This window comes from Saccharothrix australiensis, assembly GCF_003634935.1.
Taxonomy (GTDB): Bacteria; Actinomycetota; Actinomycetes; order Mycobacteriales; family Pseudonocardiaceae; genus Actinosynnema; species Actinosynnema australiense.
The window spans coordinates 317,853-335,255 of sequence record NZ_RBXO01000001.1; the positions used below are offsets into that span (position 1 = coordinate 317,853).

18 protein-coding genes are annotated in these 17,403 nt (G+C 71.6%); 6 read left to right on the forward strand and 12 right to left on the reverse strand.

The window, feature by feature from the left end:
• The first annotated feature begins 52 nt into the window (after positions 1–52).
• Positions 53–1,291 (forward strand): AAA family ATPase, encoded by a 1,239-nt coding sequence (locus C8E97_RS01565; RefSeq protein WP_170211575.1) that lies wholly within the window; start codon positions 53–55, stop codon positions 1,289–1,291.
• A complete protein-coding gene (locus C8E97_RS01570; RefSeq protein ID WP_121000935.1) occupies positions 1,291–1,917 on the forward strand; it encodes an RloB family protein in 627 nt (208 codons plus the stop codon). Before C8E97_RS01565 ends, C8E97_RS01570 begins: the two co-directional genes overlap by 1 nt.
• On the opposite strand, the gene C8E97_RS01575 is transcribed toward C8E97_RS01570, so the two are convergent.
• From C8E97_RS01575 to C8E97_RS01585, 3 genes are all read right to left on the reverse strand, one after another.
• Positions 1,910–2,911 (reverse strand): YdcF family protein, encoded by a 1,002-nt coding sequence (locus C8E97_RS01575; protein ID WP_121000937.1) that lies wholly within the window; start codon positions 2,909–2,911, stop codon positions 1,910–1,912. The genes C8E97_RS01570 and C8E97_RS01575 overlap by 8 nt on opposite strands.
• 36 nt (positions 2,912–2,947) lie before the next feature.
• Positions 2,948–3,697: an ArsR/SmtB family transcription factor gene (locus C8E97_RS01580; protein ID WP_121010570.1), complete on the reverse strand. Its 750-nt coding sequence runs from the start codon at positions 3,695–3,697 to the stop codon at positions 2,948–2,950.
• An 82-nt stretch (positions 3,698–3,779) separates the two neighbouring features.
• Positions 3,780–4,412, reverse strand: a complete 633-nt coding sequence (locus tag C8E97_RS01585) for a GNAT family N-acetyltransferase (RefSeq protein ID WP_121000939.1) — start codon at positions 4,410–4,412, stop codon at positions 3,780–3,782.
• Between the two features lie 148 nt (positions 4,413–4,560).
• Here C8E97_RS01585 and C8E97_RS01590 point away from each other — a divergent pair, with 148 nt between their 5' ends.
• Both C8E97_RS01590 and C8E97_RS01595 read left to right on the forward strand, forming a co-directional pair.
• The gene (locus tag C8E97_RS01590; protein WP_121000941.1) at positions 4,561–5,877 is read left to right on the forward strand and encodes an aminotransferase-like domain-containing protein; all 1,317 of its coding nucleotides are present in this window, start codon (positions 4,561–4,563) and stop codon (positions 5,875–5,877) included.
• A 15-nt stretch (positions 5,878–5,892) separates the two neighbouring features.
• A complete protein-coding gene (locus C8E97_RS01595) occupies positions 5,893–6,837 on the forward strand; it encodes a D-alanine--D-alanine ligase family protein (protein ID WP_121000943.1) in 945 nt (314 codons plus the stop codon).
• 271 nt (positions 6,838–7,108) lie between these two features.
• Here C8E97_RS01595 and C8E97_RS01600 read toward each other — a convergent pair whose 3' ends face one another.
• The 9 genes from C8E97_RS01600 to rpmH all read right to left on the reverse strand — a co-directional run bounded on the left by C8E97_RS01600 (position 7,109) and on the right by rpmH (position 13,151).
• Positions 7,109–8,086: a ParB/RepB/Spo0J family partition protein gene (locus C8E97_RS01600; RefSeq protein WP_121000945.1), complete on the reverse strand. Its 978-nt coding sequence runs from the start codon at positions 8,084–8,086 to the stop codon at positions 7,109–7,111.
• Positions 8,083–8,955: a ParA family protein gene (locus C8E97_RS01605; RefSeq protein WP_121010573.1), complete on the reverse strand. Its 873-nt coding sequence runs from the start codon at positions 8,953–8,955 to the stop codon at positions 8,083–8,085. Before C8E97_RS01605 ends, C8E97_RS01600 begins: the two co-directional genes overlap by 4 nt.
• A 221-nt stretch (positions 8,956–9,176) precedes the next feature.
• Entirely contained in the window at positions 9,177–9,854 is a 678-nt protein-coding gene (gene rsmG / locus C8E97_RS01610; protein ID WP_121000947.1) for a 16S rRNA (guanine(527)-N(7))-methyltransferase RsmG, read from the reverse strand.
• Positions 9,855–10,013: 159 nt separating this feature from the next.
• Positions 10,014–10,472, reverse strand: coding sequence for an NUDIX hydrolase (locus tag C8E97_RS01615; RefSeq protein WP_121000949.1), 459 nt, complete (start codon positions 10,470–10,472; stop codon positions 10,014–10,016).
• A 237-nt stretch (positions 10,473–10,709) separates the two neighbouring features.
• The gene (locus C8E97_RS01620; protein ID WP_121000951.1) at positions 10,710–11,252 is read right to left on the reverse strand and encodes a Jag family protein; all 543 of its coding nucleotides are present in this window, start codon (positions 11,250–11,252) and stop codon (positions 10,710–10,712) included.
• 18 nt (positions 11,253–11,270) lie between these two features.
• The gene (yidC, locus tag C8E97_RS01625) at positions 11,271–12,338 is read right to left on the reverse strand and encodes a membrane protein insertase YidC (RefSeq protein WP_121000953.1); all 1,068 of its coding nucleotides are present in this window, start codon (positions 12,336–12,338) and stop codon (positions 11,271–11,273) included.
• A gap of 3 nt (positions 12,339–12,341) precedes the next feature.
• The gene (yidD, locus tag C8E97_RS01630; protein ID WP_121000955.1) at positions 12,342–12,611 is read right to left on the reverse strand and encodes a membrane protein insertion efficiency factor YidD; all 270 of its coding nucleotides are present in this window, start codon (positions 12,609–12,611) and stop codon (positions 12,342–12,344) included.
• Complete coding sequence (rnpA, locus tag C8E97_RS01635) at positions 12,608–12,994, reverse strand: ribonuclease P protein component (protein ID WP_121000957.1); 387 nt, start codon at positions 12,992–12,994, stop codon at positions 12,608–12,610. The genes yidD and rnpA overlap by 4 nt, the downstream gene beginning before the upstream one ends.
• Positions 12,995–13,007: 13 nt before the next feature.
• Positions 13,008–13,151: a 50S ribosomal protein L34 gene (gene rpmH, locus C8E97_RS01640; protein ID WP_033428178.1), complete on the reverse strand. Its 144-nt coding sequence runs from the start codon at positions 13,149–13,151 to the stop codon at positions 13,008–13,010.
• Positions 13,152–13,594: 443 nt separating this feature from the next.
• Here rpmH and dnaA point away from each other — a divergent pair, with 443 nt between their 5' ends.
• On the forward strand, positions 13,595–15,148 hold the full coding sequence (dnaA, locus tag C8E97_RS01645; protein WP_121000959.1) for a chromosomal replication initiator protein DnaA: 1,554 nt from the start codon (positions 13,595–13,597) through the stop codon (positions 15,146–15,148).
• 1,117 nt (positions 15,149–16,265) lie between these two features.
• On the forward strand, positions 16,266–17,402 hold the full coding sequence (gene dnaN / locus C8E97_RS01650) for a DNA polymerase III subunit beta (RefSeq protein WP_121000961.1): 1,137 nt from the start codon (positions 16,266–16,268) through the stop codon (positions 17,400–17,402).
• Position 17,403 lies beyond the last annotated feature (1 nt).

Sequence of the window (17,403 nt, forward strand, 5' to 3'; positions counted from 1 at the left end):
CTTGACGAAATCGAGGCGGTAAGCGCTGCCTGACCGACCGAGAGGGACCACCGTGCTGATCCGCTTCGAGGTGGCGAACTTCCGGTCGATCCTGGAGCCCGTCGAACTCTCGATGGTCGCCGTCGACCGCGACCGCCCCGAGGCGCGCCCGGCGCCCGGCCTGAACGAGAGCCTGCTGCCGGTGGCGGCGATCTACGGCCCCAACGCGTCCGGCAAGTCGAACGTCATCGCCGCGCTGGACTGGCTCTGCTCGGCGGTGCACGAGTCGTTGCGCGAGTGGGACGACCTGATCCCCGTCGAGCCGTTCGCCTTCGGCGACGGACCCAGCCGTCCTTCCGAGTTCACCGTCGAGGCGGTCGTCGCCGGTGTTCGGTTCGAGTACGTGGTCGAACTCGACCAGCAACGCATCCACTACGAAGGCTTGTTCCACTACCCGGAGAAGAAGCGCCGCCGCGTGTTCGAGCGCGACGGCGACGACCTCAAGCTCCAGCGCGGCCTCGGCAACCTGTCGGGCACGCGCGAGCTGCTGACGCCACGCGCACTGGCCCTGTCGATCACCCGGCGGTTCGATGAACCACTCGTCGTGGACTTCACCGACGCACTGCTCGCGACACAGGTGTTCGGGTTCGAAGCACGGAATGTTCGCCAGTTCAAGCGTCTCTTCAGGGAAAACCCCGGTCAATCGCCGTGGGCGGACACCAACTCCAGTGCGGATGACCGGGCACGAGCCCTGGGCATGCTGAGGATGGCCGACCTCGGCATCGAGGACGTCGTGGTCACCGACGAGAAGGTGACTTACCCCGGGGACAGCGAGAGCTTCACATTCCGCAGGGTTCGGCTCGTACACCGATCGGCCGACGAGCGCATCCCGTTCGACCTGCACAGGGAATCCGCGGGCACCCGCACCTGGTACAACCTCATCGGCCCGGTGCTGGCGGCCCTCCGCACCGGCTCGCTGCTGCTGTTCGACGAGCTGGACGCCAGCCTGCACCCGACGCTGTCCGCCCAGCTCATCCGCCTCTTCCACGACCCCACGACGAACCCGAAAGGCGCGCAGTTGGTGTTCACCTCGCACGACACCAGCCTGCTCAACCGCCTGAACCGCGACGAAGTCTGGCTGACCGAGAAAACCGAGCACGGCACCACTCGCCTGGGGTCGCTGGCCGAATTCGCCGGAGAACGCGTGCGGAAATCGCAGAACCTCGAAAACGCCTACCTGCACGGCCGCTTCGGCGCGCTGCCGGACGTGGACCGGGCGGAACTGCTGCGCGCCCTCGGGCTGATCGGCTGATGACCCGGAGGAGGACCGGCGGCAAGGGCCTGCGCCGCAAGACCGCCACGCGGCCGGAACGCAAGACGATCGTCGTGTTCTGCGAGGGCGTCGCATCCGAACCCGACTACATCAACGCGTTGAAGAGGCTGCCCGAGATTCGCGGGAACACCGCGATCAGCATCGAGATCGACCCCGGGCAGGGCGTGCCGCTCACCCTCGTGCAGCTCGCCATCGCCCGTGCCGCCGACGAGGAGGTGGACGAGTGCTGGTGCGTGTTCGACGTGGAATGGCCCAAGCACCACCCGAACCTCCAGCAGGCCATCCGCCTCGCGGGCGAACACGGCATCCGGCTGGCCGTCTCGAACCCGTGCTTCGAGCTGTGGCTCGCGCTGCACTTCGAGGACTGCACCGCCCACCTGCACACCGCGGAGGCCGAGCGGCGCAGCCGTCACCTCGAAGGGCGCACCGGCAAGCGCATCGACGCCGCCCGGTACATGCCCCTGCGCGCCACGGCCGCACGGCGCGCGTCCGCCCTGGCACGCCGGCACGCCCGGAACCGGGCCGAGTCGCCGCACGACAACCCGTCGTCCTCGATGTACGAGTTCCTGGCCGCCGTCGAACCGCCCGCGCCGACCGCTACGTGATCACCATCAGCAGCGCCAGGTAGCCCGCCACCAGCGCGCCGCACACCAGCGCGTGCACGATCGGGTGGCGTACCAGCAGGGCCACGAACTCCCGCAGGAACGCGCTCGGCAGGAAGTACCACGCCGTGTGCGCCCCGATCACCTCCAGCCGCATCCGCAGCCGCCGCGCCAGCACGGCAGTCCGGAACACGTGGTAGTTGTTGGTGACCGCCACGGTCCGGCCGGTGTGCCCGTGCGAGGTCAACAGCCGCCTGCTGTAGACCAGGTTCTCCTCCGTGGTGGTGGCCCGGTCCTCCAGCACGATCCGGTCGTCCGGCACGTCCCGGTCGAGCAGGTAGCGCCGCATCGCCACCGCCTCCGACACGTCCTCGTCCGCCCCCTGCCCGCCGGAGACGACCACCAGGGGCGCGTGCCCGGCGGCCCGCTCGCGGCGGAAGACGGCCGCGGCCCGGTCCAGCCGGCTGGCCAGCAGGGGTGGCACGCGGGCGCCGTCGAGGCCCGACCCGAGCACGATCACGGCGTCGAAGCCCGTCCGGCGGCCCGTCTTGCCGTACAGGACCGAGTACAGCAGCAGGCTGACGAACAGGAACGCCACGTAGGCCGCCACGATCACCAGCGCGCCGACCACCGCGTGCACCCAGGTCCGGTCGTCGGCCAGCGCCAGCACGAACACCGCCACCAGCGCGATGATCGCCACCCCGGTGAGCAGGGACAACAGGTTCGGCAGGCGGCGGCCCTCGCGGCGGAGCATCACCACGCCGTTGACGATCAGCGCCACGGGCAGCACCGAGACCGCGAGGAGCAGCGCCGCCACGACGGCGTACCCGATGACGTCGTTGAGCCACACCGGCAGGTCGTCGCGCGACACCACCCAGAGGAAGCTGAACACGAGCGTCAGGCCGAGCCAGACCGCGTTGGCCATCCGACGCCGGTCGCGACGAACGCCCAGGATGAGGAACGTGGCCGCCACCAGGGCGATGATCGCGTAGAGCACGACGTCAAGGTAATCCGAACGGGAACCGCCCGCCGGTCACCCGACCGGCATCTCCCACGGCGGCATCGGCAGCGCCCCACCCGTCTCCAGCAGCGACTTCAGGTTGGACAGCACCGCGGGCCAGCCGTGGGCGACCTGCGCCCGCGCGGGCGCGTCCAGGCCCTCGTGGGTCACGGTGAGCCGCACGGTCCCGCCGTAGGACTGGACGAGGTAGGTGACGGTGGACGTCCAGCTGTCGTCCGCCGGGTCGCGCCACGTGGTCACGAGCTTGTTCGGCGGGTCGCTCACCAGCACCTCGCCCACCACGTCGTCGACGTCGGAGCCGTCCGCGCGGCGGTGCGCCCAGGCGGACCCGACCTGCCAGTCCGAGACGTTGCGGTGCGCCCAGTAGGTCGCGGTGAGGTCGGCGTCGGTCAGCGCCTCCCAGACCTTCTCCGGGGTGCTCCGGATGTAGGTGACGTACACGAAGTCGGGTTTCATCGCGGCCTCCGCCTGTCGTTTGATCGCATCCAGGCCCCGCAGCCGGGGCTGTTCGAACCGCTCGATCCACCGTTGTTGGACCTCGTGCAGCGGCACCGGGTTGAGGTAGTGCAGCTTCTCCCGCCCCCGGCGGACGGTGGTGATCAGGTTCGCGGCCTCCAGCACGGCCAGGTGCTGGGTCGCGGACTGGCGGGTCATGCCCAGCCGCGCGCACAGCTCGCCTAGCGTCTGCCCGTTCTCCTCGCGCAGCCGGTCCAGCAGGTAGCGCCTGGTCTCGTCGGCCAACGCCTTGAACACCTTGTCCACACCCACAGTAATGCAGTCGTTTACCTGCATGTCAAGCCGGGCAAAAGGAACCGCAGGTCAACGCAGGGATGAACCGGAACTGTCAGCCGGGTCGGAAGCTCGGCTCGGCCGTCGACACGGTCACGGAGTCGAGCAGGCGCTCCAGCGCCGCCTCGACGTCCTCCTTCCACGACGACGCGCTGCGCAGCTCCAGCCGCAGCCGCGGCCACCGCGGGTGCGGCCGGACGGTCTTGAAGCCCACCTGGAGCAGGAAGTCGGCCGGCGTCACGCACGACCGGCCGTCGTCGGGCGGCTGGTTGTCGCCGAACGCCTCGATGGCCTTCACGCCGCGCCGGGTCAGGTCCTTCGCCACCGTCTGCACCAGCACGCGCCCGAGACCGCCGCCGCGGAACTCCGGCAGCACCTCCAGGCCCGTCATCAGCACGGCGTCCGGGCTGGCGGGGGAGGTGGGGAACGCCAGGGACCTCGGCACGGCGGCCGGCGGCGCGTAGAACACGGAACCGGCCGGAATGCCGTCGCAGTGGATGATGCGACCGCACGAGCCCCATTCGAGCAGGACGCTGGAAACCCAGGCTTCCTTCTCGAACTCGGTGTCGCCGAACTCCTCGGCCTGCTCCTTCAGGTGGGGCGCCAGCTCCCAGAACACGCAGGTCCGGCTGTGCTTGGAGAGGTGCTCCAGGTTGTCCAGAGTGACGCCCACAACGCGTCGCGACACCCCGACCTCCCAACCCCCGGAATCCGACCCCCTACGAAGGATAGGCGGATGTGACCCCCGTCTGGAAGGCAGATGCCCCGAACGGGACGGCGGTTACACTCAGCCGGGAACGAACCCGCCGGTAACCGCTACGACGTCGGAGTTCCCCGTGAACACACCCGGTCAGCCCGCCCAGCAGGGCGCCCGAAGCCTCGACCCCCACCTGCGCCGGTACGCGGCGCGCACGGCGGGCATGACGGCATCGGAGATCCGGGCGCTGTTCGCGGTGGCGAGCCGACCCGAGGTGGTGTCCCTGGCGGGAGGGATGCCCCACCTCGCGGCGCTGCCCCTCGACTCCCTCTCGGCGGAGGTCGGCGAGCTGATCGCGGCGGACGGCCTCGTGGCGCTCCAGTACGGCTCCGCGCACGGCGTGCCCGAGCTGCGCGAGCAGATCTGCGACGTGATGGCGCTGGAGGGCATCACCGCCCACCCGGACGACGTCGTGGTGACCGTCGGCTCGCAGATGGGCCTGGACATGGTCACCCGGATCTTCTGCGATCCCGGTGACGTCGTGCTGGCCGAGGGCCCCTCGTACGTGGGCGCGCTCGGCTCGTTCGCGGCGTACCAGGCGGAGGTCGTGCACGTCGCGATGGACGCCGACGGCCTGGAGCCCACCGCCCTGCGCGAGGCGATCGCGGCCGTCGAGAAGGCCGGTCGCCGGGTCAAGTTCCTCTACACGATCCCGAACTTCCACAACCCGGCCGGCGTGACGCTGGCCGTGCGGCGGCGGGCCGAGGTGCTGGAGGTCTGCCGGGCGCACGGCATCCTCGTCGTGGAGGACAACCCGTACGGGTTGCTCGGCTTCGACGGCGTGACGTACCCGGCGCTGCGGTCCACCGACCCGGACAACGTCGTCTACCTGGGCTCGTTCTCCAAGACGTTCGCGGCGGGCCTGCGCGTGGGCTGGGTGCTCGCGCCGCACGCCGTGCGGGAGAAGCTCGTGCTGGCCGCCGAGTCGGCCACGCTGTGCCCGCCGACGTTGAACCAGCTCATCGTGTCCCGCTACCTGTCGACGCACGACTGGCAGGGCCAGGTCAAGACCTACCGCGAGGCGTACCGCGAGCGCCGGGACGCGGCGATCTCGGCGCTGGAGCAGCACATGCCGGCCGGTTCCACGTGGAACAAGCCGAACGGCGGGTTCTACGTGTGGCTGACCGTGCCCGAGGGCATCGACACCAAGGCCATGCTGCCGCGCGCCATCACGCAGCGCGTGGCGTACGCGTCCGGCACCGGGTTCTACGCGGACGGGCTGGGCAGCAGGCAGCTCCGCATCTCGTACTGCTACCCGACGCCGGAGCGAATCCGCGAAGGCGTGCGCCGCCTCGCGAACGTCATCAAGGACGAGCTGGAGCTGCACGAGACGTTCGGACCCGGCGCGCCGCGCGCGGTGTCCGGCCCGCAGGCGCCCTCGCCCGACACCGCCTGATCAGGAGAAGAGAAGTTGTCTGACCGCTGGGTCGCAGTGCTGTCCGGTGGCCTGTCGCACGAGCGGGAGGTGAGCCTGCGGTCCGGCCGCAGGCTCTCCGCCGCGCTGCGCTCGACGGGCCTGGTCGTGGAGGAGTGGGACGCCGACGCCCGGCTCCTGACCCGGCTGCGCGAGCACCGGCCCGACGCCGTCGTGGTGGCGCTGCACGGGGGAGAGGGCGAGAACGGGTCGGTGCAGACGATCCTGGAACTCGCCGGGGTGCCGTTCGTCGGCGCGGACTCGCGGGCGTGCCGCCGGGCGTGGGACAAGCCGACCGCGAAGGGCGAGCTGGCGCGGGCCGGCCTGGCGACGCCGGAGTGGACCGTGCTGCCGCACGCGACGTTCCGCGAGCTGGGCGCGCAGCCCGTGCTGGACGCGATGGTGGCCAAGCTCGGGCTGCCGCTGATGCTGAAGCCGGACCAGGGCGGGTCGGCGCTGGGCGCGCGGGTCGTGCGGGACGCGGCGGACCTGCCGGCCGCGATGGTCGGGTGCCTGGCGTACGGGGACACCGTGCTCGCCGAGCGGTACGTCGAGGGCGTCGAGGTGGCCGTGGCGGTCGTCGACGGGCCGGACGGGCCGCGGGCGTTGCCGCCGGTCGAGATCGTGCCGGAGAACGGCGTCTACGACTACACCGCCCGCTACACGGCGGGGCTGACCGACTTCCACGCGCCGGCGCGGTTGGACGCGAAGGCGGCGGAGGCGGTCGGCGACCTCGCGGTGGCGGCGCACCGGCTGCTGGGCCTGCGGGACGTGTCGCGCACGGACGCCGTCGTGGCGGCGGACGGCACGGTGCACTTCCTGGAGGTGAACGTGTCGCCGGGGCTGACCGAGACCTCGCTGCTGCCGATGGCGGTGGAGGCGGCCGGCCAGTCACTGGGCGACATCTACGCCGGCCTGATCGAACGCGCCGTAACCCGCTGACACGCCGCCCCCTCCCGCCCTCGCCCTCGCCCTCGCCCCCGCCCCCGCACCCGCGAGGTCGCGTCGGCCGTCCGGTGCCCCGCTCTGCCGTCGATCACGCTTTTCGATCGACGGCAGAGCGGCGCGGCGGACGGCCGACTCCCAGGCGACCGAGCCGACCCGCCGAAGGCGGGTCAATCCGACACAGCGACCGAGCCGACCCGCCGGAGGCGGGTCAATCCAACACAGTGACACCCCGTAATCGTCACCGTGACATAAGGCCCGTGGGTGATCACACGTCCATCGAACGTGTCCGATTTGTCCCTTCCGGCGACATCATCCGGACGATGCGCTCCAGGTCGTCCACCGACCCGAACTCGACCACGATCCGGCCCTTCCGCTGACCCAGCTCGACCTTCACGCGGGTGTCGAAGTTGTCCGACAGGCGCTCGGCCAGCTCCTGCAACCCCGGCGCCTGGATCTGCTTTCGCCGCACCTGCTTGGCCTTCGCCGGTTCGGCCGACTTCGCCAGCGTCACCGCTTCCTCGGTCGCCCGTACCGACATGCCCTCGGCCACGATCCGGGTCGCCAGCTCCTCCTGCACACCGGGGTCGTCCACCCCCAGCAACGCCCGCGCGTGACCCGCCGTCAGCACGCCCGCCGCCACCCGCCGCTGCACGGGGAGGGGCAGCTTCAGCAGCCGGATCGTGTTCGTCACGACCGGGCGGCTGCGGCCGATGCGGTCGGCCAGCTCCTCGTGGGTGACGCCGAACTCCTGGAGCAGCTGCTGGTACGCCGCCGCCTCCTCCAGCGGGTTGAGCTGGACGCGGTGGATGTTCTCCAGCAGGGCGTCCCGGAGCATCACGTCGTCGGCGGTCTGCCGGACGATCGCCGGGATCGTCTTCAGCCCCGCGAGCTGGGTGGCGCGCCAGCGCCGCTCACCCATCACCAGCTCGTACGCGCCCGGTCCGACCTCGCGCACCACGATCGGCTGCATCAGGCCGAACTCGCGGATCGAGTGCTCCAGCTCGCGCAGCGCCTCTTCGTCGAACACCTGCCGCGGCTGCTTGGGGTTCGTGCGGATCGCGGTGACCGGCAGCTCCTGGTACACCGCGCCGGCCACCTCGCCCGACGGCGACGCGTCGGGGGAGGGCGCAGGGGTGGCGCCGTTCGGGACGACCCGGATCGGGGTCGGCGCACCCACCGGCGGGCCGCTCGGGATCAGGGCCGCGAGCCCGCGGCCGAGGCCACCCTTGCGCTGCTCCGTCATGCCGTCCCCATCTCCGCGCCGTGTTCGGCGATCTCGCGTGCCGCGTCGAGGTAGCTCATCGCGCCCCGTGAGCCGGGGTCGTAGGTGAGCACCGTCTGACCGAATCCTGGTGCCTCGGAGACCTTCACGCTGCGCGGGATCACCGTTCGGAGGACCGTGTCGCCGAAGTGGCCGCGCACCTCGCTGGTCACCTGGTCGGCCAGCTTGGTGCGGCCGTCGTACATGGTGAGCAGGATCGTGGACACGCTCAGCGTCGGGTTGAGGTGCGCCTGGACCAGCTCGATGTTCCGCAGCAGCTGCCCCAGCCCCTCCAGCGCGTAGTACTCGCACTGGATCGGGATCAGCACCTCCTGGGCCGCGACCATCGCGTTGACGGTCAGCAGGCCCAGCGACGGCGGGCAGTCGATGAACACGTAGTCCGGGCGGATCGGGTCCAGCGCCTCGGGGCTGAGCGCCTCCTTGAGCCTGGACTCGCGGGCGACCATCGAGACGAGTTCGATCTCGGCGCCCGCGAGGTCGATCGTGGCGGGCACGCAGTACAGGTTGGGGGACTGGTTGCTCACCTGGGCCGCCTCGGCGACGGACAGCTCGCCGATCAGCACCTCGTACACCGACGGCGTGCCGGAGCGGTGCTCGACGGCCAGCGCGGTGCTCGCGTTGCCCTGCGGGTCGAGGTCGATCACGAGCACCTTGAGCCCGTGGATGGCGAGCGCGGCGGCCAGGTTCACCGTGCTGGTGGTCTTGCCGACGCCGCCCTTCTGGTTCGCCACGGTGAGGACGCGGCGGCGGGCCGGCCGGGGGAGTTGGGAGGAGTCGGGGTGCAGCACACGGGTAGCGCGCGCTGCTTCCTCCGCGATGGGGGTCCACACGGTGCTGTCTCCTGCGTTGTCGTCCGAGCCGTGGGCGGTCGAGCCGTAGGTCGAGCCGTTGACCGAGCCTCCGGTGATCGGTCCGTCGGGGGACGGCCGGTCGCTGGACGGTCCGCGGTCGGGGCGGAGCACTTCCCCCGCACCCACTGTCCCGGTCGGCCCGGTTTCACGTGAAACGCCGGCCGACTGGAACACCGGCTGCAAGGGGTCGGGGTACACGGTCACCGATCCTTCCTTCTGCGACGCGCGCCGTCACGGCCGCTCGCCTGCTCGTCGCGCTCCACGAGCACGACCGTCGTCGGCAGTTCGAGTACATCGCCGCCACAGGTGGTGACGCGGGACCGGGTGCCCCCGGCCCGGCGCACCGCCAGGGCGTCACGTTCCAGTTCCTCCGCGGCGCTCTCGCCCTTGAGGGCGACCAGCCGGCCACCGGGTCGGAGGAGCGGCAGGCACCACCCGGCGAGCCGTTCCAGCGGTGCGACGGCACGCGCCGTCACGACGTCGCTCCCGGACAGCCGCTCCCGCACCGCCGCCTCCTCGGCCCGTCCCCGGACCACCTCGACCCGGAGCCCGAGCGTGTCGACCACCTCGGTCAGCCACGCCACCCGACGGGCCATCGGCTCCAGGAGCGTCAGGTCGAGGTCGGGTCGGGCGATCGCCAGGGGGATGCCCGGCAAGCCCGCGCCCGAGCCTACGTCCACGACGCGGCAATTCCGGGGAAGCAACTCCGCGACGACGGCCGAATTCAGGATGTGCCGCTCCCAGAGGCGGTCGACCTCGCGCGGTCCGATGAGCCCGCGTTCGACGCCGTGCTCGACGAGCAGGTCGGTGAAAGCGACCGCCTCGGGGTAGTGGTCACCGAACACCCGCTTGGCGCGGTCCTCCAGAGCTGCGGCCATGTCTCCGTCGTTTCACGTGAAACCACACGGCGGTGCTGCGCGCCGGTGGAGTGGTGGGGGCGTCCAGGGGGGCGTCCAGCGGCCCGCCACTGTGCCGACGCCCACTATGACGGATCACCCCGGCGACACGCCAAATCGCGTGACGAGATCGACTGCGTTTCACGTGAAACGGGGGATGCGGCCGTCGAGCGGGCGGGTCCGGTACATCTCCAGGCCGACGTCGACGGACTCGACGTGGTCGAGCGCGGGGACCTCCTCCAGCGGGAACCACGCCGCCTGATCGGTGGTGCCGTCGACCTCGTAGGTCAGCTCCCCGCCGACGACCGCCGCTTCGTACAGGATGCGAAGGCGGTGGTAGTCGAGGTCCTCGCCGTCCCGGTTGAGGGGTCCGCGCACGTTCTGGATGCCGAGCAACCGCCGCACCTCGGCGTGGTAGCCGGTCTCCTCGAACACCTCGCGCACCACCGCGTCGTACGGGTCCTCCCCGTGGTCTATGCCCCCGCCGGGGAGGATCCACCTCGGCCGCTCCGGCCCCAGCCACCGCGACAGCAGGATGCGCCCGTCGTCGATGATCACCGCGTACGCGGCGACGCGCAGCTTCCGGATGATCTCACTCATCCTCGGACCGTTTCACGTGGAACGTGCGGGAGGGAAGACCCCTGCGGGAAGCCGATCACCGAGCCGGTCACACCGGCGGTCCGACCACCCACCGGACCGTGTGATGACCACCCACCGAAGCGCCTGCTTCCGAGTCCGCACGCCCCTCGGCACAACCGCGGCGAGCGGGCGCCGGCCTCGCACGACAAAGCGGCCCCCGGTTTCACGTGAAACCGGGGGCCGCTCGTCAGGTCCCGCTCAGGGCTTGGGCAGCACCACGACCCGGCGCTGCGGCTCCTCGCCCTCGCTCTCGCTGTGCACGCCGGCCACCGCCGCGACGGCGTCGTGCACGACCTTCCGCTCGAACGGGGTCATCGGGTGCAGCCGCACCTTCTCACCGGTCGCCGCGACCTTCTCCGCCGTGGTCTTGCCCAGCTCCGCCAGCTCGGCGCGCCGACCGGCCCGCCACCCGGCGATGTCGAGCATGAGCCGGCTGCGCACGCCCGTCTCCTGCTGCACCGCCAGCCGGGTCAGCTCCTGTAGCGACTCCAGCACGGTGCCGCGAGCGCCGACCAGCTTCTCCAGGTCGTCACCGCCGTCGATGCTCACGATCGCCCGACCCGCCTCGACGTCGAGGTCGATGTCACCGTCGTAGTCGAGCAGGTCGAGCAGCCGTTCGAGGTAGTCGCCCGCGATGTCGCCCTCTTGGACGAGCAGGTCCTCCGAACTCCCCGACCGCGCCGGCGGGGCCTCCTCAGCCTCCGGTGCGTCCACGTCGCTCGCCTGCAACGTCTCCGACACGATGTCTCCTCTCCAGGGTCAACGACGCCTCTTGTTGCCCTGCTTCTTGCCCGGGGATCGGTCTGGGCTCAGACCGGGGATCTCGGTGGACGGCTTGCCGTTCGCGGCGGGCTCGTCCGAGGGCGGCGTGTCCTTCCCGGCCGCGGGCTTGCCGGCCGGCTTCGCACCGCCGGCGGGCTTCGCGCCGGCCGAGGGCTTCGCGCCGGCGGCGGACTTGGCGCCCGGCGCGGGCTTGGCGCCCGGCCTCGGCTTCACGCCCGGCCGGGGCGCGAGCGCCTGGCGCTGCTGCGTCGCCGCTTCCTTCTTCTGCGCTTCCTCGCGGTCGATGCGGTGGTACACGAAGTGCTGCTGCGCGAGCGTCCACGCGTTGTTGCTCAGCCAGTAGAGCAGGATGGCGATGGGGAAGAAGAGGCCACCGACCAGGACGCCCAGCGGGAAGATGTAGAGCGTCAGCTTGTTCATGATGGCGGTCTGCGGGTTGTCCGCCGCCGCCTGCGTCTGCCGCGCCACCGAGTGCCGCGCGGTGAAGTGCGTGGCGATCGACGCGACGATCATCATCGGGATCGCGACCAGCAGCACCGCGTTCCGGTCGGTCGCGAACTGGGCCAGCTCGCGCTCCGGCATCGTGATGAACGTCGACAGGTTCGCGCCGAACAGCTTCGCCTCGACGAACGACTTCACGCCCGCGGCGTCGAAGAAGTACACCTCGCCCCAGCCGGGCTTGAACGAGCGCAGCACGTGGAACAGGCCGATGAACACCGGGATCTGCACCAGCATCGGCAGGCAGCCGCCGAGCGGGTTCACCCCGTGCTCGGACTGGAGCTTCTGCATCTCCTGCGCCTGGCGCTGGCGGTCGTTCGCGTACTTCTTCTTGATCTTCTGGAGCTCGGGCGCGAACTCCTGCATCTTCCGCATCGACCGCACCTGGCCGACGAACGGCTTGAAGAGCAGGGCGCGCAGCGTGAAGACGAGGAACACCACGGACAGTGCCCACGCGAACCCGCTCGACTCGCCGAAGATGTGGCCGAACACCCAGTGCCAACACCACAGGATGAAGGACACCGGGTAGTAGATGAAGTTGAGCACTGGCTACTCCTCGGCAGGAAGGTCGGGGACCGTGGTCCGCCTCGGCGGAACGGGGTCCAGGCCACCAGGGTGCCAGGGTCCGCAGCGCCCCAGCCGGCGGATGGCCAGCCAGGAGCCGCGCAGCGGACCGTGGACGGTCAGCGCCTCCACCGCGTACGTGCTGCAACTCGGGTGGAAACGACAGGTCGGGGGCAGCGCGGGGGAGATGAACCGCTGGTAGAACCGGATCGGCAGCACCAACACCCGCGTCACGGGGTTCACCCGGTCGGTCATCGGAGCACCTTGCGCAGCGCCGCGTCGAGGTCCTCGCCCAGCTCGGCGCTGGACGCCTCGGCCGCGGGGGCGAGGGCGCGCACGACCAGGCACGTCCCGGCGGGCAACTCGGCCAGCCTGCCGCGCACCAGGTGCCGCAGCCGGCGGCTCACCCGGTGGCGCACCACGGAGTTGCCCACCGCCTTGCTCACGACGAAGCCCACCTTGGACGGGTCCAAGGTGGGCTGCGCCGACGGAGGTGGCCCGTCGTCGGCCCGGCGGGGCCGCGCCGACGAGGGCAGCAGGACGTGCACGACCAGCCGGGGCCGGCCGGCCCGGCGGCCTCGGCGGACCACCAGGCCGAAGTCCTGGCTGCGGGTCAGCCGGTTGGCCGCCGGGAGCACGGCGCTGCGGCGATCAGGCGGACAGCTGCTTGCGGCCCTTGCTGCGGCGCGCGGCCAGGATGGCGCGACCGGCACGGGTGCGCATACGCAGCCGGAAGCCGTGCGTCTTCGCGCGGCGGCGGTTGTTGGGCTGGAAGGTGCGCTTACCCTTGCTCACGGTCGGACTCCCGTTGTCAACGTCTGTGGTTGTCCCCAGCGGGTCCTTGGGCGCGCCAAGAGCACGCCTCGCAAGCGGAGACCGGTCCAGGGTACGCAGCCCCGGGTGCGCGACTCAAATCGGGGGTGGGTGCGGCGTGTCGCACGCCACGGCCGATCGGCGCGCGCCGGGCCGGGAAAACGCTTGCGGCGGCCCTCCGCCTTGTGGCACGGCCCGCGCCTTGTTAGCGTGCTGCCTTCGCGGGTCGCCGTGGGCCGACGCCAGGTCGCCACACGCCACCGCCGGGTGATCGGAAGCGACGGGGGCGCCGCTCCCCTCCGACCCCCGTTCGTGCACAGTTGTGGATAACTCTGTGGATGCCTCTATTCTCCGTGTCCACGTCGTGGCAATCCCCCGTCGGGATTGACCGCCGGGGAGTCACACCGAGGGGAGGGGACGCGGAGGTGTCCGACCACCAGGCCGACCTGGGTCGAGTGTGGGAGCAGGTCGTGCAGGAGCTGGCCGCCAGCACCCTGTCGCCGCAGCAGCGCGCGTGGATGCGCGTGACCCGTCCCATCGGTCTGCTCGACGGCACCGCGCTGTTGGCCGCGCCGTCCGACTTCGCCAAGGAGGCGATCGAGCGGGCGCTGCGCGAGCCCATCACGGCCGCGCTGTCCCGCCGGCTCGGGCGGGCCGTGTCGCTGGCGGTGAAGGTCGACTCGCCGGAGCCGGTCAACGGACCGCCGACCACGCCCATCCCGGTGGCCGCCGGCGCGCCCGTCCCGGTGCCCGGCATCGGCAACGGCGTCCTGCCGCCGCCCGAGCTGCCCGTCGTGGTGGGCGACGAGGCGGACAACGACGACGAGGTCGACGAGGAGGGCGACGCGCTCGCCGCCGTCACCGAGATCTGGCCGACGTTCAGCGGCGGCGCGCCGAGCGGCACGCCGTTCACCCGGCCCGCGAACCCGGCGTCGTCGCAGACCAGGCTCAACGAGAAGTACAACTTCGACACGTTCGTCATCGGCGCGTCCAACCGGTTCGCCCACGCGGCGGCGGTGGCGGTGGCCGAGGCGCCCGCCCGCGCCTACAACCCCCTGTTCATCTGGGGCGAGTCGGGCCTGGGCAAGACGCACCTGCTGCACGCCGTCGGGCACTACGCGCAGCGGCTGTTCCCCGGCATGCGCGTCCGGTACGTGTCGACCGAGGAGTTCACGAACGACTTCATCAACTCGCTGCGCGACGACCGCAAGGTGGCGTTCCAGCGGCGCTACCGCGACATCGACGTGCTGCTGGTGGACGACATCCAGTTCCTGGAGGGCAAGGAAGGCACCCAGGAGGAGTTCTTCCACACGTTCAACACCCTCCACAACTCCAACAAGCAGATCGTCGTGTCCTCCGACCGGCCGCCCAAGCGGCTGGAGACGCTGGAGGACCGGCTGCGCACGCGGTTCGAGTGGGGCCTGATCACCGACATCCAGCCGCCCGAGTTGGAGACGCGGATCGCGATCCTCCGCAAGAAGGCCGCCCAGGACCGCCTGGCCGCGCCCGCCGAGGTGCTGGAGTTCATCGCGGCCCGGATCGAGCGCAACATCCGGGAGCTGGAGGGCGCGCTCATCCGGGTGACGGCGTTCGCGTCGCTCAACCGCCAGCCGGTGGACGTGCAGCTCGCGGAGATAGTGCTGCGCGACCTGATCCCGGACTCGCACGCGCCGGAGATCACCGCGCCGACCATCATGGCCGTGACGGCGGAGTTCTTCAGCGTGTCCATCGACGACCTGTGCGGTCCGGGCAAGACGAAGGTGCTGGCCCAGGCGCGGCAGATCTCCATGTACCTGTGCCGGGAGCTGACGGACCTGTCGCTGCCGAAGATCGGGCAGACGTTCGGCGGCCGGGACCACACGACGGTCATGCACGCGGACAAGAAGATCCGCAAGGAGATGGCCGAGCGCCGCCGGGTGTACGAGCAGGTCCAGGAGCTGACCTCGCGCATCAAGCAGCGGGCGCGCCACACCCCCTGAGCGGCCTCCGCCGCACGGCGCCCTCCCTGCACGGCCGCCTGCACGGTCGCCCTCTGCACGGCCGCCCCCCTGGAGCGGCCGCCGCCAGGACCGCCGCGCTCGAACCGCCGTCCCTGAGCGGTTGCCCCGAGCGACCCCCGAGCGATCCCCGGGCAGTGCCCCCGGCACCGCCCTTCGGGCTGCCACCCAGCCGACACCCCGCCCGCTCCCGTGCCCCGGCTCGCCCCGCCCGCGCCCGGGGCCCTCGCGCGCCCCCGGGTCCCCGCGCCCACGCGACGCCGGCCCGACACCCGGGTACCCGGTCCACCCCCGGGGGGACGCCCGGCGCACCCGGGTGTCGGGCCGGCACCCGGGTGTCGGCCGGACCGCGCCCGGCCCGCGTGGCGGACACCCCGGCGGCGCGCCCCGCGCGGGCCCGCCGGCACCGCCGGATTCCACCCGCGCCGGACCGGTGATCAGCCGCCGCGGACCGCTCCGCGCGCCCCCGGGCACCACCTCGGCGGACGCCGCCGACCCCGCCCGCGGCACCCCTCGGGACGGCTCGCGACCCGGGTGGCCGCACCGGGATTCCAGGTGAACCGGGGGCGACGAGCCGTCCACAGGGCCCCGCGAAGTCGCCGATCGGGGGAGATCCAGGCCACGATCACCCTGTGCAGCACCCGGGTACAACTCGACCCACACCCGGGGATGCACCCGGGGACAACTCGGGCGATCTGTGGACCGAACGGAGCAGGCCCGTGGTTCTCCCCGGGTGCCCCGACTTGTCCCCGGGTGACACCCCGTACCTGTCCACACCTCCGGACGGGCGACGAGCTGCGAGGACAGCGGTTGTCCACACTGTCCACAGCCCTTACTGCTGTTGCTGTTCTCTCCCTTGAGGAGATGAACAAAGAAAAAACAGGCGGGGGTCGATCCCGGGGACAGGGCTCCGCTCCCGGGGGAACCCGGGCGTGGCCCCGAGGTGACGAACCGCTCCCCGACGCTCTACGGTGGGAGCCTCCGCGCCGAGGGTCGGAACGGTCGACAGCGATCCGGCGAGGGACGCGGCTCCCCAACCCCACCGCAACGCCTGCTGTTGTGGGTCATGCCGACTTGAGGAATCGAGAGAGGACGCCTCATGAAGATCCGCGTCGAGCGCGACGGCCTGGCCGACGCCGTCGCCTGGGTCGCGCGCAGCCTGCCGTCCCGGCCACCGGTGCCGGTGCTCGGTGGTGTGCTGCTCGATGCCGGTGCGGAGGACGGGTCCGGTGAGGCGCTGACCGTCTCCGGGTTCGACTACGAGGTGTCCGCCCAGTGCGGTGTCCCGGCCACCATCGCGGACGGTGGCAAGGCGCTCGTCTCCGGGCGGCTGCTGGCCGACATCACCAAGGCGCTGCCGAACCACCCGGTGGAGATCGCGGTGGACGGCGCGCGCATGACGATCAGCTGCGGCTCCGCGCGCTTCTCCCTGCCGACCATGCCGGTGGAGGACTACCCGCAGCTGCCGTCCATGCCCCAGCTCGCGGGCGAGCTGCCCGGCGAGGTGTTCGGCGAGGCCGTCGCGCAGGTCGCCGTCGCGGCGGGCAAGGACGACACGCTCCCGATGCTGACCGGCGTCCGCCTGGAGATCGGCGAGGGCAAGCTGACGCTCGTCGCGACCGACCGGTTCCGGCTGGCGATGCGCGAGTTCCCGTGGGAGCCGGACGAGTCGCTCGGCGAGGTCGCCGTCCTCGTCCCGGCCAAGACGCTCAACGACTCCGCGAAGACGCTCGGCGCGTCCGGCGCGAAGGTCGAGCTGTCGCTCGCCGCGAACGACGGGCTGCTCGGCCTGTCCGGCACCGGGCGGCGCACCACCACCCGGCTGCTCGACGCGGACTTCCCCAAGTACCGCCAGCTGCTGCCGACCGAGCACTCGGCCGCCGCCGTGATCGAGGTCGACTCGCTGGTGCAGGCGATCAAGCGCGTGTCGCTGGTCGCCGAGCGCGGCACGCAGGTCCGGCTGGAGTTCGTCGACTCGGTGCTGCGGCTGTCCGCCGGCGGCGACGACGAGGGCAGCGCCGAGGAGGAGATCCAGGTCGACTACACGGGCGACGCCGTCACCATCGCGTTCAACCCGACGTACCTGCTGGAGGGCCTCCAGGCCGTGCGCACGCCCAGGGCGCACCTGTCCTTCACCACCCCGAGCCGCCCGGCGCTGCTGAAGCCGGTGGACGAGGATGGGAACGTGGCGCCGGGCTACCTCTACCTGCTCATGCCCGTGCGCCTGCCCGGCTGAC